At 44.0% G+C, this 13451-nt stretch carries 14 protein-coding genes and 2 tRNA genes; 2 read left to right on the plus strand and 14 right to left on the minus strand.

The window, feature by feature from the left end:
- Positions 1–256: 256 nt before the first annotated feature.
- The 8 genes from FGS84_RS15840 to gcvPA all read right to left on the minus strand — a co-directional run bounded on the left by FGS84_RS15840 (position 257) and on the right by gcvPA (position 8978).
- Positions 257–841 (minus strand): sugar O-acetyltransferase, encoded by a 585-nt coding sequence (locus tag FGS84_RS15840; RefSeq protein WP_347563849.1) that lies wholly within the window; start codon positions 839–841, stop codon positions 257–259.
- A 261-nt stretch (positions 842–1102) separates the two neighbouring features.
- A complete protein-coding gene (locus FGS84_RS15845) occupies positions 1103–2359 on the minus strand; it encodes a peptidase (RefSeq protein WP_138309515.1) in 1257 nt (418 codons plus the stop codon).
- 70 nt (positions 2360–2429) lie between these two features.
- Positions 2430–3098, minus strand: a complete 669-nt coding sequence (locus FGS84_RS15850) for a hypothetical protein (RefSeq protein WP_138309516.1) — start codon at positions 3096–3098, stop codon at positions 2430–2432.
- A gap of 13 nt (positions 3099–3111) precedes the next feature.
- Complete coding sequence (locus FGS84_RS15855) at positions 3112–3822, minus strand: DUF5058 family protein (RefSeq protein WP_138309517.1); 711 nt, start codon at positions 3820–3822, stop codon at positions 3112–3114.
- 20 nt (positions 3823–3842) lie between these two features.
- On the minus strand, positions 3843–4736 hold the full coding sequence (locus FGS84_RS15860) for a MerR family transcriptional regulator (protein WP_171042649.1): 894 nt from the start codon (positions 4734–4736) through the stop codon (positions 3843–3845).
- Positions 4737–4777: 41 nt separating this feature from the next.
- Positions 4778–5890 (minus strand): ATP-NAD kinase family protein, encoded by a 1113-nt coding sequence (locus FGS84_RS15865; protein ID WP_138309519.1) that lies wholly within the window; start codon positions 5888–5890, stop codon positions 4778–4780.
- A complete protein-coding gene (gene gcvPB / locus FGS84_RS15870) occupies positions 5890–7458 on the minus strand; it encodes an aminomethyl-transferring glycine dehydrogenase subunit GcvPB (protein ID WP_243129993.1) in 1569 nt (522 codons plus the stop codon). Before gcvPB ends, FGS84_RS15865 begins: the two co-directional genes overlap by 1 nt.
- A 128-nt stretch (positions 7459–7586) precedes the next feature.
- Positions 7587–8978, minus strand: a complete 1392-nt coding sequence (gene gcvPA, locus FGS84_RS15875) for an aminomethyl-transferring glycine dehydrogenase subunit GcvPA (protein WP_243129994.1) — start codon at positions 8976–8978, stop codon at positions 7587–7589.
- A 518-nt stretch (positions 8979–9496) separates the two neighbouring features.
- Between gcvPA and FGS84_RS15880 the strand changes: the two genes are divergently transcribed.
- Both FGS84_RS15880 and FGS84_RS15885 read left to right on the plus strand, forming a co-directional pair.
- Complete coding sequence (locus tag FGS84_RS15880) at positions 9497–10195, plus strand: DUF5058 family protein (protein ID WP_138309520.1); 699 nt, start codon at positions 9497–9499, stop codon at positions 10193–10195.
- 19 nt (positions 10196–10214) lie between these two features.
- Entirely contained in the window at positions 10215–10883 is a 669-nt protein-coding gene (locus FGS84_RS15885; protein WP_138309521.1) for a hypothetical protein, read from the plus strand.
- A gap of 80 nt (positions 10884–10963) precedes the next feature.
- On the opposite strand, the gene FGS84_RS15890 is transcribed toward FGS84_RS15885, so the two are convergent.
- The 6 genes from FGS84_RS15890 to FGS84_RS15915 all read right to left on the minus strand — a co-directional run bounded on the left by FGS84_RS15890 (position 10964) and on the right by FGS84_RS15915 (position 13378).
- On the minus strand, positions 10964–11161 hold the full coding sequence (locus tag FGS84_RS15890; RefSeq protein WP_279232816.1) for a hypothetical protein: 198 nt from the start codon (positions 11159–11161) through the stop codon (positions 10964–10966).
- A 12-nt stretch (positions 11162–11173) separates the two neighbouring features.
- Positions 11174–11246 (minus strand) — tRNA-Lys (locus tag FGS84_RS15895).
- A gap of 6 nt (positions 11247–11252) precedes the next feature.
- Positions 11253–11501 (minus strand): helix-turn-helix transcriptional regulator, encoded by a 249-nt coding sequence (locus FGS84_RS15900; RefSeq protein ID WP_138309522.1) that lies wholly within the window; start codon positions 11499–11501, stop codon positions 11253–11255.
- Positions 11502–11526: 25 nt separating this feature from the next.
- Positions 11527–11599: transfer RNA gene (locus tag FGS84_RS15905), tRNA-His, on the minus strand.
- Positions 11600–11979: 380 nt separating this feature from the next.
- Entirely contained in the window at positions 11980–12441 is a 462-nt protein-coding gene (locus FGS84_RS15910; protein WP_330640754.1) for a GNAT family N-acetyltransferase, read from the minus strand.
- Entirely contained in the window at positions 12428–13378 is a 951-nt protein-coding gene (locus tag FGS84_RS15915; protein ID WP_138309523.1) for a LysR family transcriptional regulator, read from the minus strand. The genes FGS84_RS15910 and FGS84_RS15915 overlap by 14 nt, the downstream gene beginning before the upstream one ends.
- Positions 13379–13451: the final 73 nt, after the last annotated feature.

Consider the following 13451-nt stretch of genomic DNA (forward strand, 5'->3'; position numbering starts at 1 on the left):
TCTGTCATTTGTACCTGGTGTACCGGTTTCTTTTCTCTTGCCATAATAAAAGGCCTCCTATGATTTTTTATTTTATCATAGAAGACCTTTGGCTAATACCTATTTACAGAAAAATTTTCATACACTCATCTCCGGCAGCAACCCGGCTTTCTGCTGCAGCACTCCGGCTTTCTGCTGCAGACCTCCGGCTCATAAACAGCTCAGATGCGTACCTCCTTTTGGGCGCGGAACGTTCTTCCCGATGCAGGGTGTTTTATCAAATATCAATCTCCCGGTCCCTATAATAATACATCCTGTCCCGTTCCCCAATCTCCCTTAGCACACGGCAGGGATTTCCCACTGCCACCACATTGGCAGGTATATCCCTGGTAACCACGCTCCCTGCGCCAATAACGGAATTGTCCCCAATGGAAACACCCGGCACCACCACGGCGCCGGCTCCAATCCACACATTCTCACCGATATGCACAGGCATATTGAACTGGATTCCCTCCCTGCGAAGCCCAGGCTCCACGGGATGGCCCGCCGTGGCAATGGTCACATTCGGTCCAATCATACAGTGGGAGCCAATATAAATCTCGCCGTCATCCACCAGAGTCAGATTAAAGTTGGCATAAACATGGTCCCCCAAATGCACATGCCTGCCTCCCCAGTTGCTGTGAAGAGGCGGCTCTATATAACAATCCCGCCCAACCGAGGCAAACATCTGTCCCAGCAGTCCGGCACGCCTGGCGCCTTCCTTTGGCCTGGTTGCATTGTACTCATAGAGAAGCTCCAGGCAGTCTGTCTGTTCCTTCATAATCCCCTCATCCCCCGGAAAATACAGGCGGCCTTCCTCCATGCGTTTTCTTGCACTGTTAATTTCTTCTGTTCCGTCCCCTCCTTTGTACCGGTATTCCTGCTGACTTTTGTCCATTTCCATCCAAACATTCCTCCGATTTCATGTCTCTTTGCTATTGGAATGATTGTACTATATTATATGGACAATGAAAAGCAGAAACACGGCATCCTTTTGGGATTCCGCGTTATGCTGCAGCCAAACTATATTTCAGCTGGTTTTATATTCAGTTATGATATAAAGATACGGAACTCCAAATAATCCTTATTCTTCAACACCGCACCAATCCATCACAATAGCCGAAAAATGCTTTGCATATTTTACAATATCATCAATCTCTATATACTCATCCGATTGATGAAGCGAGTCATTCCCCGGACCGTAAACAATTGTAGGTGTATCTGCATACCTGGTCAAAATAGCAAGGTCCACTGGAGCAGCATATCCTTTGACCTCAGGTTTTTTTCCTTCAAATTCCTCATGTATCCGGACAGCGGTTTTAACAATTTCATGCTCAATATCCGTTATACCTGAATTCCAGAACTCCAGCCACTCTACCTTGGGCGGATTTTCCTTAAGCCATTCATCCTCCTGCCATGCTCTCTCCATAAAATCCATAAAGTACGCCTTTGCCTCTGCCACTGTTTCCTTATATGTAACCCCATATCTTCCTTCAAACACAGCTAAATCAGGAGACATGGAGGGCCATGCACCAGAATTCAGTTTCCCCACTGCAATAGGACACTGAATGGGATAACAGGAAAAAAGGTCATTAAAGAATTCTTTTTGCCTCTTCTCTTCCAATTCATCCAGTTTATCCATCAGGAATTGGGCCTTTTTAATAGCATTTATCCCAAGATAATGATAAGCTCCATGAGCAGTCTTCCCTGGAACGCTAATCCGGAAAAAAGTAGAACCCTGACAGGCTGGTACCACCGCGTACTTAGAAGGTTCAGGTATGATGGCGCCATCTGCCTTGTATCCCCGCAACGCTACTGCCAGAGAACCCGCACTCCCCACCTCTTCGTCTATGACACTCTCAATCATGACATCACCTTTTAATTTTATCCCCATTTCACTCAAAAATTTTAATGCCATAATACCCGCAGCAAGACCGCCCTTCATATCATTGGCACCTCTGCCAATAATTCTTCCGTCTTCTATGATTCCTTCGTAGGGCTTATAGTTCCAATTATCTCCCTCAGGTACCACATCAATATGACCATTCAATATTAGTGATTTTCCACCTCCGCTCCCATTAATTGTACCTACCAGCAAGGGACTTGTCTCAAAATTCTCACGTTTGCCGGAGTAGGCCTCATGCCCGGATACCTCATCAAGATTAGGTTTCCATAAATCCACCTTCCAACCCGCACGCTTGAAACAATCAGCCAGATAATTTTGAATTCCTTCCTCCTTGAGATATACGCTGTCAAACCTGACCATTTCCTGTAAAAATTCAACCAACTCATCCTTGTGGCCATCTATATACTGACACACCTTCATTTTTAAATCATCCATAATTGTTCCCTTCCCTAATAATTTTACATTTCATATATCCCTAACGCCCATATACCGCGCCCAATAATATTTAATTTTCTTCCTTCGGTAATGTCTTCTTTTTATATAAATAAACGCAAGCTAAAATAGAACCTAATATAACGAGTGGAAATAGCAGAAATGAAGGAGGCTTGATAAAAAGAACAATAACACTGATTACCAATGCAATGGCAAATGCCTTTTTATCCTGTTGTGCAACCACACAGCCCATGGCTCCCATAATAGCAGGGGTAACATAATCAAATGATTGCAAAACGAAACTTGGCAGAATCTCAAGAATACGAGCGCCAATAAGGGCTGTCAGTGTTGTACATGCCAAGCTGACAAAAACAGAAGCACTCATTGCGATTGTTCCAACAATTTCTCCCTCTCTGGTTCCATGTTTCAACCCAGAAGCTTCCTGTGCAGCTAACATACAGGGTAATCTTACAGCCGACATATTTCCTGCCATATATCCCATATATATTCCCACAGCACCGGTAGTGGGATAGAATGCAATCATATCCGATACATATGCAACCCCAAACATGGAGAGAACGGTTATGTAGCCTGCCAATAATTGTCCGGGTGACGGAGCTGCGCCATAGCGTAAATATAGATAAATAGGAAGTATCAAAGCACCTAAAATTCCAAACAATGAAAACAACCTGCCGTATTTTATTATCTTTTTTGAGAATTGCTCATTGTACTCTTGTTCCATAAAAATCCTCCTGCTACTTTATGATAACCCGAAATAGATACTGGGTCACTAACATAGAAATCAACATAGCCAATCCGACCTTATATTCAGCCAGTCCTTTAATCTTTTTTGCAATCTGTCCAATGCCCAATGCCAAGACAAAAGCAAACACGTAGGAAAAGATTTTACTGGTATTCCCATATGATGCATTGAGTCCTAGAATTGCAATAATGCCAGCCAATGCCCCTGCGCCGATTACAGGCATCAGAGCCTCATTTTTGCTCCCCAGTCTAGTATTAACCTTATCCATACGATGTAACAACAGAAAGACAGCCAGCATAAAATTACAGCCATGTAATGTCATCAGCCATATAGATGTAGCAAAAGCGTCTGGCCCATATGCCTCTCCGCCAAAGGCTACATTAAAGAGATTGGCCCCCACCTCTGCCATCATTACTTTTTGGGGCGCATTCCCTACCATTGACATCCTGGACCATGTAGTTGCAGTACCTAAAGTCGCCATTAATGCCAGCATAACGGTAACAATTGAGAACGACGGTCCAACAGCACTGACGATTCCAATTCTAATGCTGTCATGGCACTGTTTCTTACTAACCTTTACTAACGGTGCGACCCGAAATGCCTGTCTTGTAAACATCCCAGCCATTGCAATGATTACAACGATTGGTGGTATTCCTGCAATCCACAGGAAAGGGTCATTAATAATTGTACTTAAATCAGCCATCAATTCATCCTCCTTTTCTTTTATTCCCCTTTGTAGAATTGTCCCTTAAACGGGAGATAGATTCTCGTTACAAAATCATTCGATGTATTGGTCATTGTTGCCCCAACCAAATACTCTTCCACAGAAATTCCCTCTAATTCAATTCTGTGGCGTTTTGCATAGCTTTCCAATCTCTCATAAAATCCTTTCATCTCCTGATATGGACCTACAAATACACCGGATACCGCATCGAAATCTCCTATCTCCCTACAATACTCACTTTCGTTCCCTTCCTTCACTTCAATGAACACCTCTAAATCTCCATAATTATCCTCCTCTGTATCGTTAAACTGCTTAAGGTATCCCGAATGAAATACTGCCATATTGGCCCCGATAACTTCATATTTATTTTCTGTTGCTATTCTCAATAACTCTGCTCTGCGGGATATGAAAAGCTTTTTTGCATTCAGGAAGCTCCGATAACGGGTGTATACCACATGTCTTTTGTGAAATCGTATGATTTGAATTGAGTCAGATTCAATGACAGAATTCGTACCCTTCTCCTTCTTAATAGAAATACCTCCCCGGACCACCCTAAGAAAAAATTCCAGTGTTTTATCATATCTCTTCTGTAATTCATCCTGTTCAACCCGCAGTTCTCCCATCCACCTCTCCAATTCTTCTTCAAGTCCTTTGAGGTTTCTGTCTGAAAACAATTTCCAAATTACTTTTACTGGAAATTTCAGTTCACGAAGTTCCTTTAAGAGAAGGATTTCTGCAATCTGACTTTCAATATAATATCTGTAATTGGAAGATTCCCCTCTATAGGCAGGCACCAAGATACCATTCCTGTCATAATAACGTAAAACTTTTTTTGAGATACCGCAAATTTCTGCTATCTGCCCGATTGTATATTTCTCTTCTTCGTTTCTCATTGTAAGCCTCATTTAAAATTATATAGATACGACTTCAGTTTTTATATGGCATCAATTTTATATGTGGCTGCCTCATGACTGTTAAATTTCACAATATAGTATCCGCTAAGGTACCTATCTGTTGCCGGTTCCCCTGTATCAACCAACATTGGCCTTCCCATGAGTTCTGCTAACTTTTCCTTTGTTACTGCAAGCCATATATTACCTTTCGTAACCTTGCGAATGATTCTGGGACTTATCTGCTGGTTTCCCCTGCCGAATACAAAACCAGCTCCGCCTATGCAGGTAACTATAATTACAGCCTGCTCCATTTTTTCTACAAGTGAAAAAAGTGTATTTTCATTTGTATCCTTGGCCACCATTTTACCATTTATAATAGCATCCACACCTAAAAGGCTACCTGTTCCACAGCATTTTTGCTTGATTTTATAAGTTGTACTACCTGGTCCAACAATATAGAGGATATTATTCCCCATCTCTGAGGCAAAATACGAAGCCATTGCATCCGTCTCATCCGGACTCGCTGTTGAAACAGACTTGGCCATCTGCAAACGAGCTCTGGCATTCAAAACCAGAAGGTATCCATACAGATGCGGACTGATACAATAAATCCCCAACTGTTTTTCATCTATATCCATCACCTCGCGCATTTCGCAGGAGAATGGATGACCTAATATATAATCCCTTAATATTTCTCCTGCCAGATAAGGATTAATGGAAAAACAGGCAGAATACATCTTAACTCCCGCAGGAACCCCCAACACTGGAATCTGATTCGAGAGTACCTCACAGATATCCCGTGCGGTTCCATCTCCACCGCAAAAAACAACAAGGTCAACACCCAGTTTCTTATATATACCGGCACAACGCTTGGTATCCTCACATGTGGTCACTCTTTGGCAGCACTCCAGCCCCTCATATTCTATCCCCAGAGACGAAAGCATATCCCCGCCCATTTCTCCCACCGGAGCAATCACATGATAACCATTCAGATTTTTCAGTACCTGCAGACACTCAGCAGCCCGTAATGCAGCGTTTTTTTTATAACCTGCGTCCATAGCCCTTCGTCTCATTTCAGCATCGTCGCTTCCCTTATAACCAGCCTGCCCGCCTACACCAGCAATTGGATTAATAATAACACCTATCCTTTTCATTAAATCTCTATTTCCTTAACGTATTTTTGAAATGCTCTCCAGGTACATGCAAATAATTCCGGTTTTATTAACATATCTTCTGAAATCCGGGATTTCAATGCTGCATTATGTGGAGCTGTCTTCACTGCCTCAGGATTTGTATATGCTTCCTGCGCAATTGTCTTTAGTGCATCAGCATAATCATCAATATCCTGTTTTGAAAACGTCTCGCAGGCTTCTGGTGTAATTGGTTCCGGGATGATTCTCGGATGATGACTTGAAAAATAACTGTTAAAACCGTAGTCCACAACACGCCGGTCAATATCGTCTGTCGTGACTCCGGTATCATGTGTAAGTTCCTTCCAGCTAAGCCTGGCTTGTTCCAAACGCCTCTTCCCTTCTGCCCACGGTAACGATAGTCCTTTCACTTCTTCCAATCGTTTGAGTAAATAATTATTATTGAGGATGGACAGTTCAGCAACCTGTTTGAGTCCATCTGCCCCCATACTTCTGATATATGCATAGGCTCTTAACACAACTGATGGAACTCCCTGGTACTTTCGTATCTTACCTATACTATCCTTTCTGTCATATTGTAAGTAATATCTTTTACCATCAAATAAAACAATGGGTACCGGAAGAAATCTGGCCAAATCAGCCCTCACACATTGGGCACCCGCTGCTGGCCCCTGGCAGCCATGCGGAGATGAAAATGATTTATGTAGGTTGAAATGACACATATCAAATCCAGCATCCTTTGCACGTGTCAGGCCGAACAAGCCATTCAGATTTGCCTGGTCATACACACACAAACCGCCCGCATCATGAACAATATCAACATACTCCTTTATTCGTTCATTGTATATACCTGTGTCCTCTGGATTGGTAATAAGCAAACCAGCCGTATGTTCACTGACACAGGACCTCAGGGCTTCCAAATCAGGACAGCCCGTCACATCAGGATAAAGCGTTATCACTTTATAGCCAAGCGTCGCTGCCGCCCCTGCATTTCCAGGATGGGAAAGAATGGTTGTGATAATTTCATTTCTTTGATTTCCTTCACCTCTGGACTCATGATACGCCCTGATGATAGAGACATTGGAAAATATAGCCTGGCTTCCGCCTCCGGCGTTCAATCCCACATAGTCCATACCGGATATTTCTTTTAAATATTCCTGCGTATGATATATGATTTCCAATATTCCTTGGACCGTATCCTCATCCTGATATGGATGAAGCTCCGTAATTTTAGGACTATTGGCAAACTTCTCATGAATCTTTGGATTATATTTCATCGTGCATGTACCAAGTCCTATATCAATATTCAAATCTGCTCCGATTGTCTCCTGGGACAGCCGTAAGAAATGTCTTAAAACCTGAGGCTGGGCTATTTCCGGCAATGCAGGCGCCTTTCTTCTCAAATATTCGGCCGGTATATGTGTTGTTGGTTCTCCTGCCATCTTGGCAACCCGGTCCTCAGGCTGTTCTACCAAAATGCCCCTCTCTCCTCTGCGGCCTAATTCAAAAATAATAGGCTCACTCCAACGCGCTTCATGGAATTCCCTGAATCTTTTCATTTCTATAACCATACCTTTCTGCTATAACACACAATCCATCAAGTCCCCTGCGGAATTGTTCCTATATAGCCTTGTCGCAATCTGGTTCAAACCGATTTCTTCCATATTACATCTAATTCTTACTTAAACATAACTCAGCGTTATTCCAATATAACATTCAGCGCATGACAAAGTTTATCTATATCTGCCGCATCTGTCATTTCACCAAAGCAATACAGGGCGCATTGTCCATATTCCGGGAACCAATCCGAAAGGTCCTTACCACCAAAAATCCCTTCATTCCTCAATCGACGGTTAATCTCTGCCACACTCATTCCTGTTCTATTGAAATCTATAATAAATTCCTGGAAATACTGGTTTCCCCATGGATTGACATCCAATTGTGATATTTTTTTCAATTGCTGTTCTGCATAGGCTGCCCGGCTGATGATTAGCCGGGCGGTATCTCTCATTCCCTGTGGCCCCATGACAGCCAGATATACCCCCGCCATAATGGCCCAAAGCCCGGCCTCCGTCCCAAAATATTCATTTGCATTCTCTCTGGATTCATGGCTGCAACGATAATTCAAAGCTCTTCCCCATCCGTAGCGCCCCTCATCTGCGGTCTTGGCAATTCCATATAAATAAGTAGGGTACTGTCCTACAATTTCATCTTCCATGCTGGAAGCAATAAATCCACCGCATCCACCGCCGTAATTCATATGTATTCCAAGTTCCTGGATATCCCCACAGGTAATATCCGCCCCATAATTTGCGGGCGCCTCTACAAGTCCAAGAGCAGTAAGAGACGGCATTACAACAGCCAGAGCTTCATGCTCATGTGCAATGCGGATAATCTCCTGTGCATTAACTTCAAAGCTACCAAGGAACGTTGGATTCTCAATAAATACGGCTGCTGTTTCATCCGTAATTTTACTTCTGTAATCATCCATATCCATCAATCCATTTTTCGCATCAACTTTAATGAGTTCGCCAAATCCCCAACAGTAGGCCTTTGCTTGACTGTATAGCTCTGGATTCATGGTTGAAGGAATTAAAATTCTATATCTTTTTTTCTTAATTCTCAAGGCCATTCTCATAGCTGAACTCACTGCCTGCCCGGCATCATACAAGGTATAGCTTACAACATCTGTATCCAGTAATTCTGCCATCATACTGGCATACTCAAAAATAGCCTGCATCTTACCATGGTCAGAATATGTATCACCACAATATGCCGTCAAAAATTCTGCACGGCCTGCAATCTCATCACATATAGCAGGAACATAGCGCTGATAACAGCCGGCTCCCAAAAAATTAATGTAATCCTCACAAGAGCTGTTTCGATTTAACAAACTTGATACATGCTGTTTGAGCTCCTTTTCCGACCTGATTGGATAAGGAAGTTTCAGCTTTCCCTGAAATCTCAGCTCATTTGGTATGATTCCATGATATACAGCCTCAATGCTCTCTTCACCAATTGCCTCTAACATCTCTTTCCGGACATCCTCTACACTGTTTGGCATATATGGATGAACACTATGACTCTCCAATTGCGATACCTCCTTCATAATTTTGTTATCAATGCTTATCCCAAACATTCCTCTGAGACCTTTTTAGGTATGGATATATTTGATACATCCTCCTGTTACTCTCATTATGGACCATTCACGTAGGTAAAGGTCAATATAGGCTCATTGTAGAAAATCACTTGATTTTTTTAATATATTTCATTCGCATTTTGTATATTTTACACATAATTATTATAAAATTTGTGCATCTTCCATTTAGTTTTGCGTTACCCCAAGGGGAATGTTTTTATGGCTGCTAATCCTTCCCCCCTCCATCCGTATGTCCATTATAAACTTACCGTACCATACCATTAATCAAATCCAGCTCAGATTACTTTGTCCTTACACTCTGATATATTATTTTAGATTTCAGTCATATTTCACAAAATCAGTATGTCTTTTTTATACAATGCCCCATCTTGACATTCCTCTTGCGGAAACCTTTACACTATTAATAGATGGTTGGTATTTAAAATAAATAAGAAAGGAAGTGGCTTTTTATGGATTATTTACAGATTGCACGTGACCCCCAGCTTTGGTTTGTATGTCTACCTCCCGTTATTATGGTATTGATTCAGGCTTCTTTTTTCATCCGATATTCAGTCAAAGCGTCCTCTGCGGTTGGACTGACCCTGGATGAATGCAAAAGAAGCTTTCGAATCGGGTGTGTCTGCGCCATTGGACCATCACTTGGAGTCGTAACTGTTCTGTTAGGAATGATGGCCATATTAGGAACCCCAATCCCATGGTTACGTCTTTCTATTGTCGGAAACGCACAGCAGGAGATGATGATGGCAACCATCGGCGCTGATTTATTTCACACGACCATTGGCGCTGATAATTACACCCCCGCGGTATTTGCTACCTCTGTTTGGATGATGACACTTCATGGGTGCAACTTCATGATTGCAGTTATTCTTGTGCTGCACAAAATGGAAGGGGTAAAAAAGAAATTGGCAGGAAAAGATTCCATGCTGCTTACCATCATAGGTTCAGGCGCTCTCATTGGAGTCATTACAATGCTTGGTGTTGGACAGGCAAAAAATAGTATAGGAAGCGCTTTCACCGTTATCATGTCTTCTATTGTAATGCTTGGACTTAACCAATTGGGGAAAAAGAATACCAAACTAAAGGAATATGCAGTTGGTATATCCATGGTAATCTCCATGTTTACCGCACAGTTTATCTTTGGTTCTTGAGATGCAGGAGGTATAGAGAATGAATCATACAGACAACTCCTTTGAAAATCTTTACACAAAAAACATTATCCGAACAGGTCGGCTCACCGCCTCGCTTGCAGTTTTATTCTGCCTGGGTCCCCCATTATTTATTTACTTAAAGTATGGCATCTTTCCTCCTGTAAAAAACCTGATTGCCGGTTATTTAATTATACTTTCCATGTTTGGCATTTCTTATTTTACTGATATGATTGCCTTTTTTCCTACGACCGGACTCTCTGGTATCTATCTTGGCTACCTGTCTGGAAACATGTCTGGTGTCCGGCTGCCTGTAATGCTTACTGCCCAAGAAGCACTAAACACCCAGCAGGGTTCTCAAAAGGCAGAGATAATTGGTACTATTGCAATGGGCGGTTCAGTTTTTGTTGGCATTATCTGCACCACTGTTACAGCAATTGTAGGGGAACCCCTACTAAATATCCTACCGGACTTCGTAGTGCAATCTTTCAATTATGTAACCCCGGCCATCATGGGGTCGTTAATCAGTATGGTTGCTACTATGAATTTCAAAGCATTCCTTTTCGCGCTTTTAATGAGTGTTACTATCGTACTTTTTAATCCGCCAACATTTATACAATTCCCCGCAGTTATCTTCAGCACTATCTTTATCTGTATTCTGATGCACAAAAACAAAAAAGAAGATGATTAAGTATTTTTGATATTATTAAACATAAAAAGACTGGTAAAGCGTTGCGAAAGCACTCACTCTTACCAGTCTTTTTTATCCATTTACACCGCCAGTTTCCCTGCCGCCGCGCCTGGCAGGGCCGCTTCCCTGTCCTCCAGGCGGTTCAGCTTGCTGAATACAGCTGTCATGAACAGCATGTCTGTTCCAAGGGACACCCCATCTGCAGCAGGGCCCGAATACAGGGTTCCTGTGACTCCCAAGAAGGCCGGAAGCACCAGAGCCAGGGGCACACTCAGCACAAAATCCCATCATGCGCCTGCTGGGGTTCGAACCCAGGACCTACCGGTTAAAGGCCGGTTGCTCTTCCAGCTGAGCTACAGACACTTCCTTTTAACACGCCGGACTTTCACCGCCCCACTCAGCCACCAGGATGTCGTTGACCGACACCCCCAAAAGCAGACTCAGTGCAAACATATTGTCAAGGCTGGGCAGTGCGTCACCTCTCAGCCACTTGTAGATAGCGTTGGTGGTGGAAAACCCGAAATAGTCCCTGAGGTACGGTACGCTCAGTCCCTTTGCCTTTCTCAATGCATTAATCCGTTCTCCTGTTGCCGCGGGGTTTATAATTGGATAGTTCATCTTCTTCCTCCCTTTCTTTGCGAAGGGTGGCTGACGGGATTTGAACCCGCATGGCCCGGAACCACAATCCGGTGCATTACCATTTCTGCCACAGCCGCCATTTTCCTTTTTTTAGATACTAAAAAACCGCCTACCCAATACGGATAAGCGGCTAAAGGAATTCGGAAGATGAATCATCTGAACCTATTGTTCCTGAATAAGCGCATACCATAAGGGCATCCAAACAAAACGCTGTTTGTGAGCGTATTTCTGTGCATGGTGCTTATGGCTTTTCTGTGCGTATAAACGGAACATGTCATTTCCTCCCTTTCTCATTTCCTGTCTTGTTTCATGTTTTATTTCATGTCTTGATTCTAGCACGGATTCTGCCTGCTGTCTATATACCTGTGGTATAGAGCCGGTAAAAAAACAGCTGTACCGGCAGATGGTTCCGGCTACCCGCAGGTCACTCCGGCAGATGGTTCCGGCTTCCTGCGGGTCACTCCGGCAGATACATCTCGTCCTCCATCCTGCAAAACCCATACCGCTCATACAGAGGCCGCCCCATGCTGGTGGCCTCCAGTGCAATAAAATGAATGCCCCGTTCCCTGGCCTCCTGCACCAGCAAATCCAATGTCTTCATGGCAATGCCTTTTCTCCTGTACTCCGGGTCTGTATACATGTTCATGATATATGCCTTCATCCCGGTTGGATTATGGTATGTGGGCATGACCTGGTAAAAACTGATTCCACCTGTCCCGATAATCCGGTCCCCCTCATATACCAGATAGGCCACATGGCTGCCATCCCTCAGGCTTTTTTCGTAGTAGGACCGCGATTCCTGTTCTGTCTGTCCCATATCCGCAGCAGCCGACAGCTGGTTTGCCGCCCTGAGGACCTGGATTCTGGTCTTAACCAGTTCCTCCATCTGTTCCCTGCCCGCTTTCTCAAAACGCATCATTGCGTACCTCCCTTTCACTTCCCTGTATATGTTCCCTATTCAAATTTCCCTCATCCGGCAGCAGTTTTACCCCGTCCCTTTCCCTCAGCACCCGCCTCATAATATCAAGGAACTGGGATACGTACTTCCCCCTGCTGTTTTTCTTCATCAAATAATATATGACCGTATCCGGAGGGCCTTCCTCCATTTCGTGTATCTTCCACCCCGGTCCCAGGGAAAGGGACCTGGCTATATAGTCCGGCAGGATAACCCAGGTGCCCCTTTCCCGCAGGAAATATTCCATAAGGGACATCTGGTCCAGCAGCACCCTGGCTCTGGCGCCGGGCCCAAACCAGTAATCGTGCCACCTATCATATTCCGGGTTCCAGGGAAGGCGTATTTCCCTTTGGGAATCCAGCTCAGACGGATGGACGGCTCGGTCCGCCCAATCCGTGGCCAGCAGCACCATTTTCCCGGAGAATAAAGGAATAGTGTCCACGGACTGGGAGAACATGTGGTCCGATATAAGGGCAAGGTCCACCTCCTCCTTCTCCACATGTTCATAGCTTTCCCAGGAATGATACTGGTGGAATACCAGCGGACAGTCCGGGTTCTGTTCCATGAACCCGGCCAGGACCTCCGGGAGCAGGTATGTGCTTATACTTCCCACAGAGCCGATGTACAGGCTCTGCCTGCTTCCAAGAACGCCAATCTGCCTTGTCTCGTTCCACATCTCCCTCCATTTTTCAGCCAGGGCTATAAATGCCCTGCCTTCCCGTGTCAGCTCTATGTTCCTGACTCCTTTTTTCCGGTTCATGAGGCAGTAACCCAGCTCCTGCTCCAGGGCGCCAATCCGCCTGCTGAGAGCCGGCTGTGTCACATACAGTTCCTGGGCTGCCGCTGAAATACTGCCGCTTTTTACAATTGCCAAAAATGCCTCTATCTCCAGCTCCGTCATTGTGCACCTCATAATATAACTATTTATTTATATATTAAGGCAAATATAAGCATTTTACAATCATTAATTTTCC

This window comes from Clostridium sp. 1001271st1 H5 (genome assembly GCF_005845215.1).
GTDB lineage: Bacteria > Bacillota > Clostridia > Lachnospirales > Lachnospiraceae > Enterocloster.

What these genes read in the sequence shown, in the direction of transcription:
- FGS84_RS15915 (WP_138309523.1), bottom strand. Translation starts at nt 13,378, where the DNA reads ATGACGGAGCTGGAGATAGAGGCATTTTTGGCAATTGTAAAAAGCGGC.
- gcvPB (WP_243129993.1), bottom strand. Translation starts at nt 7,458, where the DNA reads ATGGTTATAGAAATGAAAAGATTCAGGGAATTCCATGAAGCGCGTTGG.
- FGS84_RS15845 (WP_138309515.1), bottom strand. Translation starts at nt 2,359, where the DNA reads ATGGATGATTTAAAAATGAAGGTGTGTCAGTATATAGATGGCCACAAG.
- FGS84_RS15880 (WP_138309520.1), top strand. Translation starts at nt 9,497, where the DNA reads ATGGATTATTTACAGATTGCACGTGACCCCCAGCTTTGGTTTGTATGT.
- FGS84_RS15900 (WP_138309522.1), bottom strand. Translation starts at nt 11,501, where the DNA reads ATGAACTATCCAATTATAAACCCCGCGGCAACAGGAGAACGGATTAAT.
- FGS84_RS15910 (WP_330640754.1), bottom strand. Translation starts at nt 12,441, where the DNA reads ATGATGCGTTTTGAGAAAGCGGGCAGGGAACAGATGGAGGAACTGGTT.
- FGS84_RS15840 (WP_347563849.1), bottom strand. Translation starts at nt 841, where the DNA reads ATGGAGGAAGGCCGCCTGTATTTTCCGGGGGATGAGGGGATTATGAAG.
- FGS84_RS15850 (WP_138309516.1), bottom strand. Translation starts at nt 3,098, where the DNA reads ATGGAACAAGAGTACAATGAGCAATTCTCAAAAAAGATAATAAAATAC.
- FGS84_RS15855 (WP_138309517.1), bottom strand. Translation starts at nt 3,822, where the DNA reads ATGGCTGATTTAAGTACAATTATTAATGACCCTTTCCTGTGGATTGCA.
- FGS84_RS15860 (WP_171042649.1), bottom strand. Translation starts at nt 4,736, where the DNA reads ATGAGAAACGAAGAAGAGAAATATACAATCGGGCAGATAGCAGAAATT.
- FGS84_RS15885 (WP_138309521.1), top strand. Translation starts at nt 10,215, where the DNA reads ATGAATCATACAGACAACTCCTTTGAAAATCTTTACACAAAAAACATT.
- FGS84_RS15865 (WP_138309519.1), bottom strand. Translation starts at nt 5,890, where the DNA reads ATGAAAAGGATAGGTGTTATTATTAATCCAATTGCTGGTGTAGGCGGG.